This is a genomic window from Rothia sp. 27098_8_29 (assembly GCF_041432785.1).
Classification (GTDB): domain Bacteria; phylum Actinomycetota; class Actinomycetes; order Actinomycetales; family Micrococcaceae; genus Rothia; species Rothia mucilaginosa.
Genome location: NZ_JAPWAI010000001.1, coordinates 483007 through 505145, shown reverse-complemented (window position 1 = coordinate 505145; position 22139 = coordinate 483007). Strand labels below are relative to the sequence as shown.

The following is a 22139-nucleotide window of genomic DNA, read 5'->3' as shown; positions in this document are numbered from 1 at the left end:
TTCAATTTGACGCGCTGTTTGGGGGCTTGTGGGCCTGGTTTTGGCTGGGCGCGGCTGGGTGCGGTTGTGGATGGGAGGAGTCGGTGGGAGGGGCCTGCCTGGTGGCGCGCCCCTCCCCTATTTGTACTTCGCTTTAGGCACCGCTTTTAGGGGCCGGTTTTAGGGTTTTCGGGGTTTGAGGGTGCTGATGGGTTCGCGGTGTGTTCCGGGTTCGCCGCAGATGGTGTGTTTGATCCAGGCGGGTAGGTTGCCCGCGTTGAGGTGTACGTCGAGGATGTTGAGGTCCTTTCCGGATGTGTGGCGGTGGGCTTCTTGGCGGAGTAGGCGGGCGTAGGTGCTGTAGCCCTTGTACCAGTTGGTCCAGGCTTGGGTGTTGCGTAGTGCGGCGTATTCTCCGTCGGTGCTGTGGGGTGTGAGCAGGCTGGTGAGTAGTTCGAGTGCGTTGAGGCGTGCCCAGTGGGGGCTGTCTAGTTTTCCTTTGAGGGCGTTGAGGTAGTGGGTGTAGACGGCGTGGTGTTTGGTGAGGTATTCGCTGGTGGTGCAGCTTTCGTCGATTCGTTGTTTGAGGTTTTCGAGTTTGTTGTGGGTGTTGTGGTCGTTGGGGTGTTCGTCGAGGCGTGGGAGCACGTCGCGGCTGATGGTGTTGAGTTCGGCTGCGCTGGCGTGGTCGGCGGGGGTGAGGTTTTCGAGTGCCCAGCCGTTGAGGTTGGCGTGTTGGTTGTTGCGGCTCTGTTGGATAGTGCGGTGGGTGCGGCGGATCCAGTCTTGCCATTGCACGCATTTTTCGGGCACGGCGCGTACGTATGCCTGTTCGGTGCCGGGTGTGGCGCTGAGTGCGTGGGTGAAGCTGTCGGGTATGTAGGTTTTGCGGGTGATGCGGGTGCCGTAGTGGGGTGGTTCGAGCGGCACGAAGTTGGGGCTGGCGCTGGGATATTCGCCGCCAAAGGCGTGGTAGGTGTATTGGGCGGAGTAGTGCAGGTGGGCGAGCATTTTTTGGGCGTGGTTGAGCCCGTATCCGGCGAGGTAGGTGAGCATTTCGGGTGTGATGGGGTTGAGGGTTACCGGTGCGATGGAGGCGCGTAGGTGCCCGGCGACTTCGGCGGGGATGAGGTCGCGCAGCGCATCGCCTATAGTGGGCGCGTTAGCATCATCGACCGGGTGGGTGGTGAGCAGGTGCGCGGCGGCGTTGATGGCGGCGTCCCAGTAGCAGAGGTCGATTTGGGCTTGGCGGTAGATGGTGCGAATGTCCTGGCGGCGGGCTTCGTCATTCCGGGTGGTGTTGGTACGGGTGTGGGCCCAGAGTTCTACGGCGTTTTCCCAGTCGTGGCGGGTTTCGGGGTTGGTTGTGGGGTCGGTGTCCCAGGGGCTATGGGCGTAGTTGTGTTGGGCGGTGTCGGCGATGGTGTTGCCGTGGCGGGTGAGCCAGGTGTAGTAGTGGCTGTGGCGGAGTTCTTCGATGGGTGCGAGGAGGGTGAGGGCTTGCTGTTCGGGGTTGAGCGCCCAGATGCTGGCGCCGCCTGCGTAGATGACGTCTTCGCAGCGTAGTTCGCTGACGATGCGCGGGTCGTGGAGCAGGTGGAGCCAGGTGTTGATGTTGATTTGGGTTTCGAGGTCGTTATGGATTTCGTCGATGGTGGCGAGCTGTGCGGTGTCGGGGTTGAGTTGGCGTTGGCGTACGGTGTTGTCGCCGTCGATGATGATGGCGTAGAAGCGGGTGAGGGTTTCGCCGTTGTGGCAGGTGGGGAGTTTGGTGAAGGTTTCGTGGAGGAAGTCGGCGCGTTCGGTGTGGGTGCAGGGTTCGTCGGGTAGGTTGACGCGCAGGCTGGGGCCGAGGGTGTTGTCGGTTGCGGTGAGGATGATGAGTGAGTGGTCGGGCCAGTAGCCGTGCTGGTGGAGGGCGCAGCTGAGCACGTCGTATTCGTTGCGGATGGGTGGGGGCGTGTCGTAGCCGCTGTAGTTGTGGCCGCTGTTAGGGGTGTTGCCGTTGGAGATGTTGTTTGCGTTCATGCCTTCACGGTGGCATGGTTTGCGCGGGTTCGCAGGTTATACAAATAAATCTGTGGATACTTCGGGTCATGTGTCCGAAGGCTCCACAGATTTATTCGTATTGTTCGTTTGTGCGCGGGGGTTTGTCCACAGCGGCGCGGGGTGCCGCGTCATAATTTGTCACGCAATACCTGTCACACAATTTCTGACGGGCGGTATCCACGAGCCAGGCTCTCGGCGGGTAACCCTTCGCTCCCCTATGACTCGTACTCCCCCGCGGTATCCCCTACTGCGCGCACCTATTGTTCGTCGAGGAACCGCTCGAAGAGCGCACCAATCTCGTCGCGGCTGGGCACGTTGTGCGCGTCGCGTCGCGAGAGGGGAACCGCAATGTCGGAGGTGCGGAAGTTCTCGTCGTAGTTCTCTTCCATGGTCGTGATCATGCGACCAATTTCGGGGTTCTGCTTGACCTGGTCGTTAATCTGGCTGTGCACGTGGCGTGCGGCTTCGCGCAGGTTCTCGGTGGGTAGCGAGAGGTGCGCCGCCATGCCCACGTGTTCGAGGGCGGTGAGGGTGCCCTGCGGCAGGTCCGCCTCCGAAATGTACTGGGGAATGTTCACGCCGAAGCCGACGGTGTCGATTCCGTTTTCGGTGAAGAGCACTTCCAGCAGGTTGGTGACGGTTGCGTGCACGTCCGCGATGGGCTTCCACGGGGAGATGCCGCGAATCAGGTCCTTGCGGGAGCCGTGCGCGGTAATCGGGAAGGGGCGGGTGTGCGGCACCGGCATGGGGAATGCGGAGACCAGCACAACCAGGGAGGGCTTGACCCGCTGGGCGATGGTCAGCACCGCCTTTTCGAAGCGCTGCCACTGCAGGTCCGGTTCGGCACCGGTGAGTAGCAGGAACGGCTTGTCGAGGCTGTCTTCTACGGCGTAGAGCTTCAGCTGCGGGTATTGTGGCTTTTCGAAGTGGTCTTTTTCGTAGCGGATGTAGGGGCGGCGGGCACGGTAGTCGTGCAGCTGGTCGCTGTCGAACTCGACGATTTCAATGTTTTTGAGCTCGCTGAGCAGCACCTGCCCGAGCTGACCTGCGGTGGAGCCTGCGTCTTGCGGGCTGGAGAGGGCGATGACGAGGGTTAGCCCGTGCATCCTGGGGTCGTCCAATATTTTGGTGTTGGCTAAGTAGAGATCTTCGGGGTTGAGCATTACGCCTCCTCACTTCTGTCTGGTTCGCGCCGCGTTCGGGTGGGCTTAGTGTTTTCTGCCGGCACCCGAGGTGTTGGGGCGAAGGGGCGTCTTCTGTTATCTGACGCTTTCCGTAGTCTTTCATTTTATGCCACTACTGCCCTGTCTCGACAGTGTGTGGGCTTTTCTCGCAGTAGGTGAACTTGTTTGGTGTCTTGTCGACGTTCTTAAGACGCTGCAGCTCGGCTTCTTGTGTCTTTTCTGTTCTGCCAGCTGTTCGGGGTGAGAGCTGAACCTCACGCCCTCCTACATATCCGTGTAGAGTAGAAGCAGTAGTCCGCGCGGCTTTGCGCGGCGGTATTCATCCTCACTCTTCGAGGGCCTACAGTTGAGTTTTTCGGGCGCGAGGATGTGTCCCGACTATTTTGAGAAGACATACGCAAAGGAGTAACGATGTCTCTGTCTCTGTCTATTCACAGCACCGACCTTGAAGCGCTCGAAGCTGACGTTCTGGTTCTGGGCGTTTTGAAGGGTTCGGACGGTGCGTACCTGGCGCCGAGCTCCCTGTCTGAGGACTCTGTTGAGGGTATTAACGAGCTGCTGGAGGCGCTGGGCGCCTCGGGTGCCCCCGATCAGCTGCTGCGTCTGCCCGGCCTTGAGGACACCGGTGCCGGTATTGTGGCGCTGGCGGGTCTGGGCTCTGATACTGCTGAGGGTCAGGAGCGTCTGGACGCTCTGCGTTACGCGGCTGGTTCTGCGGCTCGTCAGCTGGTTGGTTCCGCTGAGGAGATTGCTTTCGATTTCGGTGTTTCTTCGGTAGAGGAAATTGAGGCTATTGCTCACGGCGCTGTGCTGGGTAACTTCGTTGAGGAGGGCCTGCGTTTCAAGACCAAGGATTCCGTCCAGGAAGAGATCGAGTCCATTCTGATTGTTTCTTCGATTGAGCAGGAAGAAGCTGAGGAGGCTCTGGTTCACGCCCTGGTTCTGGGTGAGACCGCTAAGGATGCTCGCCGCCTGGTGAACCTGCCTCCGTCGCACCTGTACCCGGAGACTTTCGCGGAGTTCGCTGCTGAGGTCGCTGAGGATTACGCAAACATTGAGATTGAGCTGTTCCACCACGACCGCCTGGCTGAGGAGGGCTTCGGCGGCATTTCCGGTGTTGGTCAGGGTTCGCCCCGCAAGCCGGTTCTTGCCGTTGTGAAGTACACCCCGGAGAACCCGAAGGCTCACGTGGCTCTGGTCGGTAAGGGCATTACCTTCGATACCGGTGGTAACTCGCTGAAGCCTGCCGCTTCGATGATGACCATGAAGTGCGATATGGCGGGTGCCGCATCCGTGCTGAACGCTGTGGTTGCTTCCGCTGAGCTGGATGTGCCGGTTGCTGTGACCGGTTACCTGTGCCTGGCTGAGAACATGCCCGGCGGTCACGCTCTGCGTCCGGAGGACATCATCACCATGCGTGATGGCCGTACCGTTGAGGTGCTGAACACTGACGCTGAGGGCCGCCTGGTCATGGCTGATGGTATCGCTCTGGCTTCTGAGTCGAACCCGGACGTCATCTTGGATATCGCTACCCTGACCGGTGCCGCTATGGCTGCTCTGGGTCTGCGCACTGCGGCTCTGCTCGGTGACGAGGAGATTCGTGACCGCGTGATTGCAGCCGGTGCTGCCGCAGGTGAGGCGTACTGGCCGATGCCGCTGGAGTCCTACCTGCGTAAGAGCTTGGAGTCCCCCGTTGCTGATATTAAGAACATTGGTTCCCGCTACGGTGGCGCGCTGACCGCCGGCCTGTTCCTGAAGGAGTTCGTGGGCGAGGGCATCCCCTGGGCTCACCTGGATATTGCAGGCCCCGCGTTCAACGAGGAGGCACCCTACGGCTTCACCCCGAAGGAAGGTACCGGCTTCGGTACCGCTACCCTGGTGAACTTCATCCAGTCGTACGCTAAGTAGCCTGTAGCTTTGCTGGGCGCGCATCCTAACTGGTGCGAGCCGCACAGCATAGAGCTAATCTGAGGAGGGCTTTTCGGTATTTCTACCGGGGAGCCCTCCTCTGCGTCTGTTCTTGGCTGGTTCCGTTCTTGGCTGGTTCAGTGCGACCGCTGTGGTGGGGCTGCCATCTGGCCGTTCTATGACGCGCCGCTTTTCTTGAGTGGTGAAAAATTTGCGGTGTTTGGGCGATTAATCGGCTAAAACCGCCCTGAGTGAACTTAAACGACCGTCAACGGGGGTATTGTTGTATTAAGTGTTTTTCTGCGTACGCGGAGGGGCGCGCGATTTTTTGTAAGTCGCGGGCCTTTCGCGCATGCTGGGAAACCTACCAATAAATTGGTAAAGAACTCATTGCAGGGGTCTTTAGCCCCAACAACTATGCAAGGGAGCAATATCGTGGCTCAAGAATTCGACATCCTCATCCTCGGCGGCGGTTCCGCTGGCTACTCTGCAGCTATTCGCGCACGCCAGCTAGGCTTCACCGTCGGCCTGATCGAGAAGGAAAAGGTCGGCGGCACCTGCCTGCACACCGGCTGTATCCCCACCAAGGCGTACCTGCACGCTGCTGAGCTGGCAGAAGAGGCACGCGAGGCGTCCAAGGTTGGCGTTAACGCTGTGCTGCAGTCCATCGAAATGGGCAAGGTTCGCGATTACAAGGACAACATCGTCTCCGGTAAGTTCAAGGGTCTTGCAGGCCTGCTGAAGATGAAGGGCGTAGAGGTTATCCCCGGCGAGGGTAAGCTGACCGCTCAGGACACCATCACCGTCGGTGGTGTTGAGTACAAGGGTAAGAACATTATCCTGGCATCCGGCTCGGTCTCCAAGACCTTCGGTCTGCCCATTGAGGGTCGCGTTCTGACCTCCACTGAGGCACTGGAGATGGACTACCTGCCCAAGAGCGCTATCGTGCTCGGTGGCGGCGTGATTGGTTGCGAGTTCGCATCCATGTGGAACGCTATGGGCGTTGACGTCACCATCATCGAGGGCCTGCCGAACCTGGTTCCCAACGAGGACCCGGCAATCATCAAGGTTCTGGAGCGTGCGTTCAAGAAGCGCGGCATCAAGTTCAACACCGGCACCCTCTTCGAGAAGGTTGAGCAGGACGCTAACGGTGCTAAGGTCACCCTGGCTGACGGCAAGGTCTTCGAGGCAGAGATCGTTCTGGTTGCTGTTGGTCGTGGCCCGAACACCGCAAACATGGGCTACGAGGAGCAGGGCATCCCCATGGATCGCGGCTTCGTCCTGGCTAACGAGCGCCTGCACACCGGCGTTGGCAACATCTACGCTGTTGGCGACATCGTCCCCGGCGTTCAGCTGGCTCACCGCGGTTACCAGCAGGGTATCTTCGTTGCTGAGGAAATCGCTGGCCTGAACCCCTCCATCGTTGAAGATGTGAACATCCCCAAGGTCACCTTCTGTGACCCGGAGATCGCTTCCGTTGGTTACTCCGAGCCCAAGGCTAAGGAGAAGTTCGGCGCTGAGAACGTTGAGACCGCTGAGTACAACCTGGCTGGTAACGGTAAGTCCGCTATCCTCGGTGCTACCGGTATCGTGAAGGTTGTCCGCCAGAAGGACGGCCCCATCGTTGGTGTTCACGCTATTGGTAAGCGCATGGGTGAGCAGATTGGTGAGGCTCAGATGTGGGTTGCTTGGGAAGCATTCCCCGAGGACGTCGCTAAGTTCATCCACGCACACCCGACTCAGAACGAGTCCCTGGGTGAGGCTGCAATGGTCCTGAACGGCACCCCGCTGCACAGCGCATAAATTTTGCTGACTGGCGTTAGCGCGTCAGCTTAGTATTGACGACCGTTGGTCGTTAGCGGTTGCCGGGCGTATCCGCTGAACAACGCCCCTATCCGGATGCGCGTCGACGTGCTTTGACGCATACGACGCGCATCCGGGTCACCGCTCACATTTTTCTAGTTCAAGCATTCACAAGGAGAACGGGAAAGATTATGTCCCACACCGTAGTACTGCCCGCACTGGGCGAGTCCGTGACCGAGGGTACCGTTACCCGCTGGCTCGTTGAGGTCGGCGACACCATTGAGGTTGACGCACCCCTGGTTGAGGTTTCCACCGACAAGGTTGACACCGAGGTTCCCTCCCCCGTAGCAGGCGTTGTTGAGCAGATTCTCGTCCCCGAGGACGAGGACGTCGAGGTCGGCGCTGCTCTGGCTATCATTGGCGACGGTTCCGGCGCTGCTGCTCCGGCTGCTCCCGCAGCTGCTGAGGCTCCCGCAGCTCCCGCTCCGGTTGCTGAGGCTCCCGCTGCACCCGCTGTTGCTCCGGCTGCTCCCGCAGCTGCTGCTGCAGGCATCGAGGTCGTACTGCCCGCACTGGGCGAGTCCGTCACCGAGGGCACCGTTACCCGCTGGCTGAAGGAAGTTGGCGAGCAGGTTGAGGTTGACGAGCCTCTGGTTGAGGTTTCCACCGACAAGGTTGACACCGAGGTTCCCTCCCCCGTAGCAGGTACCCTGCTCGAGATCCGCATCCCCGAGGATGAGGACGCAGAGGTTGGCCAGGTTCTGGCTATCATCGGCGACGCTGCTGCTGCAGCTGCTCCCGCTGCTCCGGCTCCGGTTGCTGAGGCTCCTGCTGCTCCCGCAGCACCCGCTGCTGCTCCGGCTGCTCCCGCAGCTCCTGCAGCCCCCGCTGCACCTGCCGCTCCGGCAGCTGCTGAGGGCGAAGCATACGTGACCCCGCTGGTCCGTAAGCTCGCTAAGGACAACGGCATCGACCTGTCCACCGTCAAGGGCACCGGTGTTGGTGGCCGCATCCGCAAGCAGGATGTTCAGGCTGCTATCGCTGCTAAGGGTTCCGCTGCTCCCGCCGCTGCTGCACCCGCTGCAGCTGCTGCTCCGGCTGCTGGTTCCGCAAAGGCACCGCACACCTTCGAGGTTTCCCCCAAGCGTGGCACCGTCGAGAAGACCGCACGTATCCGCCAGGTTATTGCAAAGCGTATGCGTGAGTCCCTGGACATCTCCACTCAGCTGACCCAGGTCACCGAGGTTGACGTGACCCGCATCGTTCAGCTGCGTGCAAAGGCTAAGGACGGCTTCGCTGCTCGTGAGGGCGCTAAGCTGACCTTCCTGCCCTTCTTCGTCCAGGCATCCGCTGAGGCTCTGCAGCAGCACCCCGCTCTGAACGCTTCCATGACCGAAGACTACAAGCAGATCACTTACCACGGCTCCGAGAACATCGCTATTGCTGTGGACACCCCCAAGGGTCTGCTGGTTCCCGTCATCAAGAACGCTTCTGACCTGGGCATTGCTGGCCTGGCAAAGGCTATTGGCGACCTGGGTGGCCGCGCACGCACCGGCGACATCTCCCCCGAGGAGCTGTCGGGTTCGACCTTCACCATCACCAACATTGGTTCCTTCGGTGCACTGTTCGACACCCCGATCATCAACCAGCCGAACGTTGCAATCCTCGGTACCGGTTCCATCGTGAAGCGCCCCATGGTTGTTAAGGATGTTGACGGTAACGACGTTATCGCTATCCGCTCCATGTGCTACCTGTCCCTCACCTACGATCACCGCGTGGTCGACGGTGCGGACGCTGGTCGCTTCCTGCACACCCTCAAGACCCGCCTGGAGGAGGCAAACTTCGAGTCTGAGCTGGGCCTCTAAGACCTGCATAGATTCAAGGAAGTTTCCTTGTGGCGGTGCCCTGATGGGTAACCGAGCGTAGCTCTCCGGGTTTTCCCGAACAGCGAGCAAAAGGCGGCGGTTCCATCCACTTCGGTGGGTGGGGCCGCCGCCTTTTGTTGTGTCCGCGTTTCTACGGTGTCAGTTACGCGGTGTCAGTTACGTGGCATCAGCTGCATGGCGTCAGTTACGCGGCATCAGCTATGCCGGGACGGGTTCGGCGCGGGCGATCTCCCAGCCTTTCTCACCTCGATGCAGGTCGAAGATGACTTTCTGGCGAGTGACGCCGTTTTCTTCGCTGAGTTTACGGGCTTCCTGCTCGGTTTTATCGGCGCGGTAGCCGGGTGCGGAGACTACCGCCATCACGCGGATGTTCTCGCTGTCGCGGCTGAGTTCTTCGGCGGTGTCGACGGTGAGCTCTGCACCGCCTCGGGCACGGCGTTCTTGGTTTCGCTGGTCGATCAGGGCTCGTAGAATCTGATCGCCCTGCGCGCTCTGATCCTGTGTGCTCTGATTCTGTATTGCCGTGCCACCGGGGTCCTGCTCCCCCGCTGCGTTCACGGATTGAGCGGATACGGGCTGTGCCGTTGCCGGGGCGTTCCGCCCGTAGAGGGTGAACCCGAGAGGTAGCGCAATAGCCCCCAGCGCGAGCGCGGCAAGTCCCAGGCGTGCAGCCAGTCCCAGTCGCGCGGTGGGGCGGGTAAACGCGCCGCGTAGCGCCGTCAGGCGGGATGTGCCCGTCGCCGCTGCGTTCTTTAGAGCGGGTGGCGCAGTCTCTGCGGGGATCTTTGTGAAGCTCGCCGCAGGGCTCCCAGTGGGGCTCAACGGCTTAGAACCTGCGGTAGCTGCGCGCCCTGACTTCTTCACGCCCGGCTTCTTCATGCTCGGCTTCTTCACGCGAGGCAGACGTTCCGCTAGGTACCGTTGCGCCTTCTGCGTCTTTGAGAGCTTCTGTACCGGCGCGGAATCCACAGCTGCGGGAATGAGGGCGCGGGCTCTTTCCGAACAGCTCAGGTAGACGTTCAGCGGGCGAGGCGGCACCTCCTCCGCCAGAGCGACCACGGAGCTGAGCCCTGCGAGCGCCACCTCCTGGGCGGGTGCGTCCAGCAGGTATTCGAGGGCTCTGCCGAGGCGCTCAATCCATTCGCTGCTGGGTGCCCCATCGGTTGCAGTACCGACCGCTCCCATGCGCTGTGAATCCATGCGCAGTGAGAGGGGTACGCGGGCGGCGGAAGGTTCCGGTGTGTGCCCGCAGGCGGCTTGCCAGAGCAGGGCTGCTGCGGAGCGAGCGTAGTTGCCCCGAGCGGCGGTGAGCTGTTCCGTATCGTGAGGGGCCGCTTCACGATAGACGGCGTCAGGTAGCAGGAGTTTGGGTACTCCGGCGGCGCTCAGAGCGATGTATTCGGCGCTTAGGTCGGCACGCCCCTCCCCCACCTTTTTGAGGCTTCCGAGCGCCCGGTGCAGGGTTCGTGCCAGGGTCATGAGCTCGGCGGGGTTGAGGGTGCGAGCGCGCAGGAGCTTGTCGAGGGTACCCGCGTCGAGGGGCTCGTACCAGAGGCACAGCTGATCGGCGCTATCGGCACTCTCACTAGTAACGGCGTGGAGCTTGGCGAGTCCGGGCGCGTTACGCAGGGCGGCGGCTACCTGCGGGGTCTGGGCGTGCCTCTGAGCGGATGCATCCGTGTTTTCCTCGAATCCGTACCCGTTGGCTGCCGCGCGCAGAGTGGGCGCGGCAGGAGCCAGCTGGGTGGAGGGATCTAGCGGGACGGGCTGAGAAATGATGCGCAGGGTGTAGCGTCCGGGGTGCGCGGAGGGTACGGAACATGTAGCGGATGCGCTCTCGGTGGGTGCGCTTGCGGTGGTTTCGCCCCGGTACTCGACAATCTGCAGAGTGGGTAGAGCCGGGTTGGCGATACTTTCCAGAACGTGTGCTTCTTTACTTCTCATACCATTATGTTATCAAATAACACTAAATAATATGTTTAGACTTAATAAAACACCATAAATAAACCATGCAACCCTAAAATCAACACCCGGAATATTCACCCCGGCATGCCACCACATCCGCCCGTAACATTCCGACGTGTTCGCTCATCACGTGATTCAGGGCGCCCTAATTTTCTTCCCTCCACTAGCAGTACTAAGGTAGAAAGTATGTCTGTGACGATTGAACGCGTGGGCTTCGCCCCGAACTATGTGAACTATGTTGAGTGCCTGGACAAGCAGTACCGCATCCACGATGAGGTGGCTAACCGCACCCGCCAGAATACGATTCTTCTACTTGAGCACGAGGCAGTGATTACTGCCGGTAAACGCACCGAAGACCACGAGTACCCCGCAGACAAGTCCACCCCCGTCGTCAAGATTGACCGCGGCGGCAAGCTGACCTGGCACGGCCCCGGCCAGCTGACCGGCTACCCGATTCTGCGCCTGCCCGAGCCCATTGACGTGGTGGCGTATGTGCGCATCATCGAGGAAATCATCATTAACGTCCTGGCTGGTCTGGGCATTAAGGGTGAGCGCGTTGAGGGCCGTAGCGGCGTGTGGATTCTGGGCGACGGCGTCACCCAGGACAAGAAGATCGCGGCACTGGGCATGCGCGTTTCGCGTAACACCACCATGCACGGCTTTGCGATTAACTGTTGCAACGACACCGCGCCTTTCCAGCAGTTCATTCCCTGCGGCATTAGCGATGCGGGTGTTACCACTATTTCGGAGCAGCTGGGCCGCACCGTCACCCCCGCCGATATTTTGGAGCCGCTGGAGGCGGAGCTTCTGAAGTACCAGGACCGCCTGGCTGAGTCCTTCGAGCCCATTGCGGCGCAGGACTAAACGCAGGGTTAGACGCAGTCAAGAAGCATCGAACGGGTCGTACACGTAACGCGTCCGGCTTTGTTCGTCATATACGAAAACCAGTTTCACCTACGCCTGAGCGGGCGTAAAATAGAAGATGGCCCACCTGCACAGAGGGCACATCTAGACCAAGGAGAAGACTTTTGAGCACCGCACCTGAAGGACGCAAGCTACTGCGTGTGGAGGCCCGCAACGCTGAGGTTCCCATTGAGAAGAAGCCTCACTGGATTAAGACCAAGGCTATTGTTGGCCCCGAATACAACGAGATGCGCGAGCTGGCTCGCGGTCAGGGTCTGCACACCGTGTGTGAAGAGGCCGGTTGCCCCAATATTTACGAGTGCTGGGAAGACCGTGAGGCAACCTACCTGATTGGTGGCTCCGAGTGCACCCGCCGTTGCGACTTCTGCAATATTGCGACCGGCAAGCCTGTTGCTGTTGACTACGCTGAGCCGTTCAAGGTTGCTAAGAACGTGAAGGTCATGGGTCTGCGTTACGCAACCGTGACCGGTGTGGCTCGTGACGACCTGGAAGACGGCGGTGCGTGGCTGTACGCAGAGACCACCCGCCAGATTCACAAGATGTGCCCGAACACCGGCGTTGAGATGCTCGTCCCCGACTTCAAGGGTGTTCCCGAGCATGTTCAGAAGGTGATTGACGCTAAGCCTGAGGTGTTTGCGCACAACCTGGAGACCGTTCCCCGTATCTTCCGTCAGATTCGCCCGGCGTTCCGTTACGAGCGTTCCCTGGATGTTATTACCCAGGCTAAGGAAGGTGGCATGGTCACCAAGTCCAACCTGATTCTGGGTATGGGCGAGACCGACGACGAGATTTACGAGGCGCTGTGCGATCTGCACGATGCTGGTTGTGACATCATTACCCTCACCCAGTACCTGCGCCCCGGCCCGCTCTTCCACCCGATTGAGCGTTGGGTGAAGCCGCAGCAGTTCGTGGATTTTGCGAACATGGCTGAGGAGATTGGTTTCGCTGGCGTTATGGCGGGCCCGATGGTTCGTTCTTCGTACCGTGCAGGTCGCCTGTGGGCTCGTGCAATGCGTAAGAACGGCTACCCGATTCCTGAGAACCTTGCCCACATTGAGGGTGAGGGTGCAGCCCTGCAGGAAGCCTCCTCCCTGGTGGCTGCGGGCTACTAAGCCTTTTCAGAATCTTTCTGAGAGCGTTGAGGCTCCTCGAACCCGGTGTTCGTCCGGTGTTCGGGGAGCCTCCCCTTATGCCCCGCCCCTTGTGCGGGTAGGGTAAACTAGAAAAATTGCAGGCATACACTGCATCGTTACGTCACTATGGTTCCGTGAGCGTTTGAGGCGCTTCTCGGGGCCGCGGAAGAACCAGCCGAGGAAGAATCGTGGCAGATAAGCGCGAAGAGAAGAAAAAGAAGAAGGAACGCACTCCGGGCACTTTCGCCCAGATGAAGCAGGTCTACCAGATGACCAAGAAGTCCGACCCGAATATCGGTTGGATTCTGAGTCTGTCGGCTCTGGGTACCCTTTTGGTTTTCCTCCTCATCGGTATTGCTCTGGGTAACTGGATTACTTTCCTGATTCTGGGTCTGGGCGTTGCCGCTATCGTGGCGATGCTTCTGCTGGGTCGCCGCGCGCAGACTGCGGCTTTTGCGCAGATTGAGAACCAGCCCGGTCGTAGTGGCGCGGCGATGAACTCGGTGCGCCGCGGTTGGATTGTTGAGGAGCAGCCCGTTGCTGCGAACCGCAACCAGGATCTGGTGTTCCGTGCGCTGGGCCGTCCCGGTATTGTGCTGGTGACCGAGGGCCCTCACAGCCGTGTGAACTCGCTGGTGAACACTGAGAAGAAGCACCTGGCTCGTGTGGCTCCCGGTGTGCCGGTTCACGTGATTGAGACCGGTCATGATGAGGGTCAGGTTGAGCTCAAGGACGTTGTGAAGACTATGAACAAGCTTCCGAAGGCTCTAACTCAGCAGGAGATGCAGGTTGTTTCTGGTCGTCTGAGCACCTTGAACACTATGCGTAACCCGATGAATGGTCTGCCGAAGGGTGTTGACCCGATGCGTGCTCGCCCGGACCGTCGTGCGATGCGCGGCCGCTAAGCGAGACGCTGATATAAGGTTTTGAATGCTCCGGCTCTTCCCGTGGGGGGAGGGCCGGGGCCTTTTGTTATACCCGGTTATTGCGTTGCTGGCATTGATGTTGGCTTTACTAGAGCTTTATTAGAGGGCGTTAGCATCTGCGCTGTGTGTCGTAAGACAACCAAGATGTAACTCCTTTCCAGGATTTGTAACATTACCGAAACACGATAGTCACGCACGCGCAAAAAATAACCACTATGCTTGATATGTCACAGGGTTTTGCCCGCGGCCAAAAACTAAACCAAAGACTGAATGTGATGAGGGAAGATACCCTCCTGCACCGTCAGTCGAACAAGGAGCAGTCCTCATGTTTACCAGCCCCCAGGAAGTTCTCGACTTTATCAAGAACGAAGAAGTAGTCTTCGTTGATATCCGATTCACCGACATGCCCGGCGTGCAGCAGCACTTCAACCTGCCCGCTAAGGCGATTGATGACGATTTCTTCGTCAACGGCCAGCTTTTTGATGGCTCCTCCATTCGCGGCTTCCAGGGCATTGCAGAGTCCGACATGCAGCTGATCCCCGACGTTCAGTCCGCGTACGTTGACCCCTTCCGCATTGAGAAGACCCTGGTCATCATCTGCTCCATCGTGAACCCCCGCACCGGCGAGCCCTACCACCGTGACCCCCGCGGCGTCGCTGAGCGTGCCGAGGCGTACCTGCAGTCCACCGGCATTGCAGACACCGCATTCTTCGCATCCGAGGCTGAATTCTTCGTCTTCGAGGACGTCCGCTACCAGGTCGAGCCGAACTCTGTGTTCTACAAGATCGACTCCGATGAGGCTCCCTGGAACACCGGCCGCAAGGAAGAGGGCGGCAACCTGGGCAACAAGACCCCCGTCAAGGGCGGCTACTTCCCCGTCTCCCCCGTCGACAAGCAGGCTGACCTGCGTGACGCAATGTGCGTAGCAATGGACGAGGTTGGCCTTGAGGTTGAGCGTAGCCACCACGAGGTGGGCGCAGCCGGCCAGGCAGAAATCAACTACAAGTTCGACACCCTCACCAAGGCTGCTGACGACCTGCTGAAATTCAAGTACGTCATCAAGGGCACCGCAGACGCATGGGGCAAGTCCGTAACCTTCATGCCTAAGCCCGTGTTCGGTGACAACGGCTCCGGTATGCACTGCCACCAGTCGCTGTGGCAGGACGGCGAGCCTCTCTTCTACGATGAGCGCGGCTACGCTAACCTCTCTGACACCGCACGTTGGTACATTGGCGGTCTGATTGAGCACTCCTCCGCTGTTCTGGCGTTCACCAACCCGACCGTGAACTCTTACAAGCGTCTGGTTCCCGGCTACGAGGCTCCCATCAACATGGTGTACTCGCAGGGTAACCGTTCCGCTGGTATCCGCATCCCGATTACCGGCACCAACCCGAAGGCTAAGCGTCTGGAGTTCCGTGCACCGGACCCCTCCGCTAACCCCTACTTCGCGTTTGCTGCTCAGCTGATGGCTGGTCTGGACGGTATCCGTAACCGTATTGAGCCGCCGGCACCGATCGATAAGGACCTGTACGAGCTGCCCGCTGAAGAGGCTAAGGACATCAAGAAGGCTCCGGCTAACCTGGAGGAGGCTCTGGCGGCTCTGGAGGCTGACCACGACTTCCTGCTCGAGGGCGGCGTCTTCACCCAGGACCTGATTCAGGCGTGGATTGACTACAAGCGTAAGAACGAGCTGGAGCCGCTCTCGCTGGTTCCGCACCCGCTTGAGTACCAGCTGTACTACGGCGTCTAATCCGCTGGCGTCTTATCTTTCCTTATGGGCTTTGCCCCGCACCCGCACTGAGGTAAATTCCGGGGTGGGTTCTGGGGCAAGTTCTAGATAGCGCACAACGGCCTATACGTTTCTTTGGGAGCGTATAGGCCGTTGTTGTGGTTTCTGCTGGGTTTCTGAGGGGCGCAGGCTCACCGGACTATTTTAGTGACGGTTCGTGTCTAATATTTTTCTTCCTAGATGAGCCTCGTGTATCTTAGTTGCGCTTAGAGCGGCTCTAAGGGCTAAGCTGTTGGTGCTGGCGTTCCCTCCCTTTTTGTCGTGCAACCGGAGGGAACGCCAGTCTATTTTTATGCCCTAGCGTCACTTGCGGTATATCAGCCGCGCTTGGGTAATTCACACCTGGGTGATCCGCGCCTGGGTGATCCGCGCCTGGGTAATCTGTGCAAGGGCCACATCATAAGATGTTGTACCCGCTAGTCCCGGGGTTCTTCCTGCACGGGCGTACAATGAAAGTGCGTGCGCCCGGCCGGCGGCACCTACGAATTCCTAGAGAAACGACATCACAACGCCGTGTTCTCCCCGCCGCCCTTCCCCTTTTTAGCATCAGCTAGGGCGAGTATCGCCGATGACCGACCGACCCGTCTGACGCCGCATCCACTGTAACGAGGAGAAATCTCATGGCATATCAGCCGACCATCCTAAACGGTGAAACTGTTTTCCGTAACGAAGTTTTTCAGACCGGCCTCATGTCCCAGCTGCTGGACGGCATCTACGATGGCGAGATGACCATCGGTGAGCTTCTGAGCCACGGCAACTTCGGTGTGGGTACCTTCAACGGCCTCGACGGCGAAATGGTCGTCCTCGACGGCGTCTGCTACCAGGTGCGCCACGACGGCTCCGTATCCCTGCCCGACCTGCGCCAGCAGACCCCCTACGCCGTGGTCACCAACTTCGTGCCCATGATTAAGCGCGAACTACCGCATAACCTACTCCGTAAGTCTGCCTCGCAGATTCTGGATGACTTCACCGTCTCCAAGAACTACATGTACGCCATCAAGATTTACGGCGAGTTCGAATGGGTCCGCACCCGCACCGTCATCAAGCAGGAGAAGCCCTACCCGAAGATGGTTGCGGCCACCGAGAATGAGGACATTGTCCAGTTCGATAACGTGACCGGCACGATTGTTGGCTTCCGCACCCCGATCTACGAGCAGGGCATCTCGGTGCCCGGCTGCCACGCCCACTTTATCGATGATGAGCGCGTTCAGGGCGGTCACGTGGTCGACTTCAAGCTGCGCTCGGCAAAGGTCGAGATTTGCCCCGGTACCGGCCTGCAGCTGCACCTGCCGCTGACCCCCGAGTTCTCCTCCGCTAACCTCTCCCCCGAGGACCTGGCTGAGCAGATCTCCAAGGCTGAAAAGCACTAAGCTTCTTTCCCGCCGGAACATAGCAACGGGATATAGCAACGAAGGAGCCGCCCTCTACTGTTGTGTAGAGGGCGGCTCCTTCGTGGTTATACGCGCTGTCGTGTTTATACACGCTGTAAAGGGCGCTTATGCCTCCGGCACGAACTCGCCGTGGCCGCGCTCGCGCAGGGCAGCACGCACCTTCTCAGCAGCCGCATCCAGCTCTTCGGCGGTAGCATCCTTCTTCGCGTTAGCGGGATCGTAGTCAGCCATGCCGTCAGCCGGGAACAGGTGGATGTGGGTGTGCGGAACGTCGAAGCCCGCAATCATCAGAGCCACACGGTCCTTATCAAACGCCTGATCCAGGGCACCAGAAATCTTGTGCGCCACAGCGAACAGGTGCGCCGCCAGCTCAGCCGGCAGGTCGGGCCAACGGTCAATCTCTGCGCGGGGAACGAGCAGCAGGTGACCTTCCGACAGGGGCATGATGTCCAGGAAGGCGACGCAGTGCTCGTCCTTCCAGACGAAGCGGCCGGGAATCTCACCCTCAATAATCTTGGTAAAAATCGTGCTCACAATAATCTCCTTCATGCGCCGTCACCGGCACGTTTGAAGCTCAGTGGTCAGGCTTACGCCTCAACCTCAATGCTCTCACCGGGGTTCAGGTGCTTCAGCTCAGTGCCGTACTTCGCGCCGAAGTTCGTCACCAGACCCTCAATAATGCCGGTGCCGTTCTGGTTAATCATGCCATTGTGAATCGGAACCACACGCTGAGCGCCGGTCGCAATCACAAAATCAATGACTTCCTGAACCTTCGACCAGGGCGCGTGAATCGGCACCAGAACGGTATTCGCACGCACGCGGTGAGGAACCACCAGCGAGTCACCCGGGTGGTACAAGGCACCGTTAATCAGGTAACCGACATTGGCGATGGTCTGAATCAGCGGGTGAATCAGTGCGTGCTGACCGCCGTAGGTCTTCACCTCAAAACCGGGGATGCTGAACTCAGAATCAGAGGAAACAACGGTAACCTCGGCAGCGGGCACAGCCTCCTTAATGACCTGGGCAACAGCCTCGGGAGCCCAAATCTTCAACGGGGTCTGCGACTCGGCACGCTGAGCAATCAGCGGCAGCACCGACGGGCCGTCAAAATGGTCCGGATGCGCGTGGGTCACGAACAGGTAATCGGCGCCTTCCAGCGCGGTGGCGTGTTCGCCTTCTGCAGCAAAGTTGCCGGGGTCAAGAACGAGGGTGCGCCCCTCATTCTCAAGGCGGATACATGAGTGGGTGTACTTCGTCATTTTCATAGTTTTAGTCTACCGTTAACCCTCATTCGTGCCTGTTGATGACTTCAATTTTTGAGATAAAGCGCAAATCAACCACCTTTTGAACGCCTCTAGTGTAAAGTCGTAAGACAAGATCGACCACACAATGGGACGGATTTCCGCCCCGAAAGGTTCAGCAATGGACACTCATATTCCCGTACGGAGAATTACGAAGCCCGCCGAAGCCCGAAATACCCGCCAGCGTCGCATCATCAAGGCGACCATGGAAGAGCTCGGCGATTTCATCTCAGCACAGGATCTGCACCTGACCCTCGCGAACCGCAAGGAACAGGTCTCTCTCGCAACCACCTACCGCGTGCTGCAGTCGCTGGCTAACGCCGGTGAGCTCGACTCGGTCAAGGGCGTTGAGGGTGAGACCCTGTACCGCCACTGCCGGGTGAAAGATCACCACCACCACCTGCTCTGCCGCCGATGCGGCACCGCCATTGAGCTGGAAGCACCCGCCCTCGAGGACTGGGCACTGGCCATGGGTAAGCAGCACGGCTTCTCGGAGCTGGAGCACGTGGTTGAAGTGACCGGTTACTGCCCGGACTGCACTTTGGCACGTCGCGAGGAAGAATCGCAGGGCGGCGCTGCACGCTAACGTTGCAGGCTAAGCCGCAACCTCTAAGCCCCTCCATCTGAGGAGCTCTCCCCCACCGGGGAAAACCTTCTCAACGAAGGATACGGCGTCTTCAAAGATCTTCGGCGCCACTACAGCACGACACACAGGGCATCTGGACAGGACAACACAACGCCACACAGGTTGAGCCCGCATTGCGCACCGGGTACATGACCCGTAGCGCTAACACAGCACGACAACGAAAGAGCCCCACCTCATTCCCGAGGTGGGGCTCTTTCTATAGATCTTATGCCTTCTCAGCCAGCTGGCGGCCCGAGGCGCTATGGCGACGCTTCACGCCACCAATCACACGGCACACCACATAAATCAGGAAGGAAATACTGGTCACGTAGGGGCTAATCGGCAGCGAACCGGCAAGAGCCAGCAGAATACCGCCCACAATGGACGCCTCCGCGAACAGCACCGACAGGATCAGGGTGCGTACCGGAGAGGCAGTCACCTGCATCGCCGCAGCCGCCGGAGTAATCAACAGCGCCAGCACCAGCAGCGAACCGACCACCTGCACCGACAGCGCCACAGCAATACCCAGAATCACCATGAACACCAGGGACAGGAAGCGCATCGGCACACCTTTAGCGCGAGCGACCTCCGGGTCCAGGGAGGAGAAGCTCAGCGGACGCCACACCATCACCAGTAGGGAGATAATAACCACCGCACCAATAATCATGGTGTGCAGCTGGTCGGCATCCACGGACACGATCTGACCGGTCAGCAGACCGAACTTATTCGCGCTACGGCCCTGGTACAGGGAGAGGAAGAGAATACCCAAGCCCAAGCCGAACGGCATGAGTGCACCGATGACCGAGTTCGAATTGCTCGCCTTAGAGCCCAGAAAGGCAATCAGCAGAGCCGAGGCAATCGAACCGACCATGGAGCCGGTCACCACGTCATAGCCGAGCAACAGGGCAAGGGCTGCACCCGCGAAAGACATTTCAGAGACGCCGTGTACCGCAAAGGCGTGGTCGCGCATCATCACAAAAATACCGACGAAACCACCGATAAGGCCCAGAACAGCGCCAGCAAAAATGGAGTTCTGCAGCATGTGTAGCAGCTCGCCGTAGCGGTCAAAAACGAAGATACGAGAAAGCAAATCGTTCTGCGCGGCGGCAACCGGTGCCAGAGCAGGGAGGGAAGCAAGAATGGTCATCGAGTGGTTCCTCCCGGAATGTGTAGAGTGCGCTGCGGTTCGGAGAGACCAGACTTCAGGTGGGAACCGTGAATGTTCTGGTCGGTGCCCTCAATATGGCAGTGGTCGCTGGCGTGAGTCTCACCCACCACCACGTAACGGCCATTAGACTTGAGCACGCTCACCGGGGTTCCGTACAGGGAGGTGAGAGTCTCGCTGGTCATGACCTCTTCCACCGAGCCGACAGTGAAACGGCCATTCGCCAGGTAGAGCACACGATCCACATGCTCAATGATGGGGTTGATTTCGTGGGTCACGAACACCACCGCCACACCGCGTTCACGGTTGAACCGGTGAATCAGCTCAGCCACCGCGTACTGGTGGTTGAGGTCCAGGGAGAGTAGCGCCTCGTCAGCCAGCAGAATCTTCGGGTCATTCGCGAGCGCCTGGGCGATACGCAGGCGCTGCTGCTCACCACCGGAGAGCAGGCCCACCGGCACGTTCGCGTATTCGGTCGCGCCGACGGCTTCAAGGAGCTCGTCAACCTTGGCGCGGTATTTGCGGCCGTGCAGGCGGATGCCCCAGCGGTGCCCGTCCACGCCAAGTCCCACGAGGTCGCGGGCGCGCATCGGGGTGGAGGTGGGGATCGACTTCTGCTGCGGTACGTAGCCGACGCCGGCGTTGCCCAGGCGTGCGGGTTTGCCAAGCACGGAGATTTCGCCAGCGTTGAGTCCGGTCAGGCCGAGAACGACTTTGAGGAAGGTGGACTTACCGGAGCCGTTGGGTCCGAGCACGGCGAAGTATTCGCCTGCGCCGATGTCGAGGGTTAGATTTTTCCAGAGGGTGCGGGCCCCGAAAGCGAGGCTACCCCCGCGAATGGAAATCGCGGGGGCGGCACCGTTATTGTTGTCAGTCACTTAGGAGAGCGCCTTTTCGAGGTTGCTGACGTTGGTCTTCATCCATGCCAGGTAGTTGGTGTTTTCCGGCAGGGTTTCGGTGAAGGATACGTAGTTCACCGAGGCGTCCTTAGCTGCCTGCAGCACCTCGTTGGTCTGAGAGGTGGAGGTCTGCTCGTTGTAGGCGAGCAGCTGGACCTTCTTCTCGGTGACCATGTCCTTGGTTTCCTTCAGGACGAGTGCGGGGACGTCGTTGCCAGCTTCGGCTGCCTCAGCGAATTCGCTGGGGGTTGCGTTCTCTGCGCCGGTGGAGGAAATCAGGTAGTCCGGCACGGGCTCGGTGGACAGGTACTTCTTGCCTTCACCGGCGATTGCCTTGGCGGTGGTGTCCAGTGCGTCCAGTTCCTTGGAGAAGGTGGATGCGTTGGTGCGGAACGCCTCAGCGTGTGCGGAGTCGATGCCTGCAAGCTCTTCAGCGATCTTCTGGGCGACCTTCTTCATGGTTTCGAAGTCGTACCAGAGGTGCTCGTTGAACTCGTGTGCGTGGGCGTGGTCGCCGCCGTCTTCGTGGTGTTCGCCGCCGCGGTGGTCCTCGACCAGGTGGGTGTATTCGGCGTCGGTGAGCTTGCCACTGACCTTGACCGCGTTCACGATCTTCTGGGAGGTGTTGTCCTTGCCGGCGAGGTCTTCGAGGAACAGGTCGTAGCCTGCGCCGTTGATGACGATCAGGGATGCGTCCTTTGCCTTGAGGCGGTCGGCGCTGGTGGCTTCGTAGGAGTGGGGGTCGGTGCTGGTGGAGGCGATGAGCGCGGTGACCTCAATGTAGTCGCCGCCGACCTGCTTGGCGATGTCTGCGTAGACGTCGGTGGAGGCGACGACCTTCACCTTGCCGCTGTTGGAGCCAGCCGAGGAGGACGAACCGGAGGAGGTGCTGTTCTCGGTTGCGCAGCCTGCCAGCAGCAGGGAGGATGCGGCGAGTGAGCCCATTGCGGTGAGGAAGTGCTTGCGGGTGATCTTCGGGTGCGACATGAGGGCTCTCTTTCGGTTCGTTCTAGTCTGTAGGTTCCTTAACTACATCATGCGCACACCCGTATAAACAACTCTTTATTGGTGTCATTTGGGTGCTGTTAGGCAACCCTTTTCTTTGTCAGTAGCTTATGCAACAGGGATAGTTAGCTCAGCCTACTGCGCTCCCCCACCGCTACTTTATACTGCCGCTTCATCCCTCCGTCTGAGACTGCCCTTTGGGGGCAT

At 59.6% G+C, this 22139-nt stretch carries 17 protein-coding genes; 9 read left to right on the top strand and 8 right to left on the bottom strand.

What is annotated here, in order from left to right:
• Positions 1-159: 159 nt before the first annotated feature.
• Positions 160-2007, bottom strand: a complete 1848-nt coding sequence (locus tag O3649_RS02055) for a metal-dependent hydrolase (RefSeq protein ID WP_371572532.1) — start codon at positions 2005-2007, stop codon at positions 160-162.
• 278 nt (positions 2008-2285) lie between these two features.
• The gene (locus O3649_RS02050) at positions 2286-3191 is read right to left on the bottom strand and encodes a PAC2 family protein (protein WP_371572530.1); all 906 of its coding nucleotides are present in this window, start codon (positions 3189-3191) and stop codon (positions 2286-2288) included.
• Between the two features lie 432 nt (positions 3192-3623).
• Here O3649_RS02050 and O3649_RS02045 point away from each other — a divergent pair, with 432 nt between their 5' ends.
• The 3 genes from O3649_RS02045 to sucB all read left to right on the top strand — a co-directional run bounded on the left by O3649_RS02045 (position 3624) and on the right by sucB (position 8788).
• Positions 3624-5120: a leucyl aminopeptidase gene (locus O3649_RS02045; protein ID WP_303937905.1), complete on the top strand. Its 1497-nt coding sequence runs from the start codon at positions 3624-3626 to the stop codon at positions 5118-5120.
• A gap of 417 nt (positions 5121-5537) precedes the next feature.
• Positions 5538-6923: a dihydrolipoyl dehydrogenase gene (lpdA, locus tag O3649_RS02040; protein ID WP_044142607.1), complete on the top strand. Its 1386-nt coding sequence runs from the start codon at positions 5538-5540 to the stop codon at positions 6921-6923.
• 191 nt (positions 6924-7114) lie between these two features.
• Positions 7115-8788: a 2-oxoglutarate dehydrogenase, E2 component, dihydrolipoamide succinyltransferase gene (sucB, locus tag O3649_RS02035; protein WP_371572528.1), complete on the top strand. Its 1674-nt coding sequence runs from the start codon at positions 7115-7117 to the stop codon at positions 8786-8788.
• 219 nt (positions 8789-9007) lie between these two features.
• On the opposite strand, the gene O3649_RS02030 is transcribed toward sucB, so the two are convergent.
• Positions 9008-10753, bottom strand: a complete 1746-nt coding sequence (locus O3649_RS02030; protein WP_371572526.1) for a peptidase — start codon at positions 10751-10753, stop codon at positions 9008-9010.
• A gap of 105 nt (positions 10754-10858) precedes the next feature.
• Between O3649_RS02030 and lipB the strand changes: the two genes are divergently transcribed.
• From lipB to budA, 5 genes are all read left to right on the top strand, one after another.
• On the top strand, positions 10859-11638 hold the full coding sequence (gene lipB / locus O3649_RS02025; protein ID WP_371572524.1) for a lipoyl(octanoyl) transferase LipB: 780 nt from the start codon (positions 10859-10861) through the stop codon (positions 11636-11638).
• 164 nt (positions 11639-11802) lie between these two features.
• Positions 11803-12810: a lipoyl synthase gene (gene lipA / locus O3649_RS02020; protein WP_005505472.1), complete on the top strand. Its 1008-nt coding sequence runs from the start codon at positions 11803-11805 to the stop codon at positions 12808-12810.
• 209 nt (positions 12811-13019) lie between these two features.
• Positions 13020-13736: a DUF4191 domain-containing protein gene (locus tag O3649_RS02015; RefSeq protein WP_005505470.1), complete on the top strand. Its 717-nt coding sequence runs from the start codon at positions 13020-13022 to the stop codon at positions 13734-13736.
• A gap of 346 nt (positions 13737-14082) precedes the next feature.
• Positions 14083-15507, top strand: coding sequence for a type I glutamate--ammonia ligase (gene glnA, locus O3649_RS02010; RefSeq protein WP_371572522.1), 1425 nt, complete (start codon positions 14083-14085; stop codon positions 15505-15507).
• A 659-nt stretch (positions 15508-16166) separates the two neighbouring features.
• Entirely contained in the window at positions 16167-16916 is a 750-nt protein-coding gene (budA, locus tag O3649_RS02005) for an acetolactate decarboxylase (protein ID WP_005505457.1), read from the top strand.
• A 126-nt stretch (positions 16917-17042) separates the two neighbouring features.
• Here budA and O3649_RS02000 read toward each other — a convergent pair whose 3' ends face one another.
• Together O3649_RS02000 and O3649_RS01995 are read right to left on the bottom strand one after the other, a co-directional pair.
• On the bottom strand, positions 17043-17471 hold the full coding sequence (locus O3649_RS02000; protein ID WP_005505456.1) for an HIT family protein: 429 nt from the start codon (positions 17469-17471) through the stop codon (positions 17043-17045).
• A 53-nt stretch (positions 17472-17524) separates the two neighbouring features.
• Complete coding sequence (locus tag O3649_RS01995; RefSeq protein ID WP_005505455.1) at positions 17525-18202, bottom strand: MBL fold metallo-hydrolase; 678 nt, start codon at positions 18200-18202, stop codon at positions 17525-17527.
• 157 nt (positions 18203-18359) lie between these two features.
• Between O3649_RS01995 and O3649_RS01990 the strand changes: the two genes are divergently transcribed.
• Positions 18360-18824 (top strand): Fur family transcriptional regulator, encoded by a 465-nt coding sequence (locus O3649_RS01990; RefSeq protein WP_005505454.1) that lies wholly within the window; start codon positions 18360-18362, stop codon positions 18822-18824.
• Between the two features lie 265 nt (positions 18825-19089).
• On the opposite strand, the gene O3649_RS01985 is transcribed toward O3649_RS01990, so the two are convergent.
• Genes O3649_RS01985 through O3649_RS01975 form a run of 3 tightly spaced genes read right to left on the bottom strand, consistent with a single transcriptional unit; the run spans position 19090 to position 21914 of the window.
• Positions 19090-20010 carry a metal ABC transporter permease gene (locus O3649_RS01985; RefSeq protein ID WP_371572519.1) on the bottom strand — a complete coding sequence of 307 codons (921 nt, stop codon included), beginning with the start codon at positions 20008-20010 and terminating at the stop codon, positions 19090-19092.
• Positions 20007-20906 (bottom strand): metal ABC transporter ATP-binding protein, encoded by a 900-nt coding sequence (locus tag O3649_RS01980; protein ID WP_298699165.1) that lies wholly within the window; start codon positions 20904-20906, stop codon positions 20007-20009. The genes O3649_RS01985 and O3649_RS01980 overlap by 4 nt, the downstream gene beginning before the upstream one ends.
• Entirely contained in the window at positions 20907-21914 is a 1008-nt protein-coding gene (locus O3649_RS01975; protein WP_371572517.1) for a metal ABC transporter solute-binding protein, Zn/Mn family, read from the bottom strand.
• Between the last annotated feature and the right edge of the window lie 225 nt (positions 21915-22139).

Bases quoted from the DNA above. Each gene is read 5' to 3' on its own strand.
- sucB (WP_371572528.1), top strand. From the start codon at position 7,115: ATGTCCCACACCGTAGTACTGCCCGCACTGGGCGAGTCCGTGACCGAG.
- O3649_RS01985 (WP_371572519.1), bottom strand. From the start codon at position 20,010: ATGACCATTCTTGCTTCCCTCCCTGCTCTGGCACCGGTTGCCGCCGCG.
- budA (WP_005505457.1), top strand. From the start codon at position 16,167: ATGGCATATCAGCCGACCATCCTAAACGGTGAAACTGTTTTCCGTAAC.
- O3649_RS02030 (WP_371572526.1), bottom strand. From the start codon at position 10,753: ATGAGAAGTAAAGAAGCACACGTTCTGGAAAGTATCGCCAACCCGGCT.
- O3649_RS02055 (WP_371572532.1), bottom strand. From the start codon at position 2,007: ATGAACGCAAACAACATCTCCAACGGCAACACCCCTAACAGCGGCCAC.
- O3649_RS02045 (WP_303937905.1), top strand. From the start codon at position 3,624: ATGTCTCTGTCTCTGTCTATTCACAGCACCGACCTTGAAGCGCTCGAA.
- O3649_RS01975 (WP_371572517.1), bottom strand. From the start codon at position 21,914: ATGTCGCACCCGAAGATCACCCGCAAGCACTTCCTCACCGCAATGGGC.
- lpdA (WP_044142607.1), top strand. From the start codon at position 5,538: ATGCAAGGGAGCAATATCGTGGCTCAAGAATTCGACATCCTCATCCTC.
- glnA (WP_371572522.1), top strand. From the start codon at position 14,083: ATGTTTACCAGCCCCCAGGAAGTTCTCGACTTTATCAAGAACGAAGAA.
- lipB (WP_371572524.1), top strand. From the start codon at position 10,859: ATGCCACCACATCCGCCCGTAACATTCCGACGTGTTCGCTCATCACGT.
- O3649_RS01990 (WP_005505454.1), top strand. From the start codon at position 18,360: ATGGACACTCATATTCCCGTACGGAGAATTACGAAGCCCGCCGAAGCC.
- O3649_RS02050 (WP_371572530.1), bottom strand. From the start codon at position 3,191: ATGCTCAACCCCGAAGATCTCTACTTAGCCAACACCAAAATATTGGAC.
- O3649_RS01995 (WP_005505455.1), bottom strand. From the start codon at position 18,202: ATGAAAATGACGAAGTACACCCACTCATGTATCCGCCTTGAGAATGAG.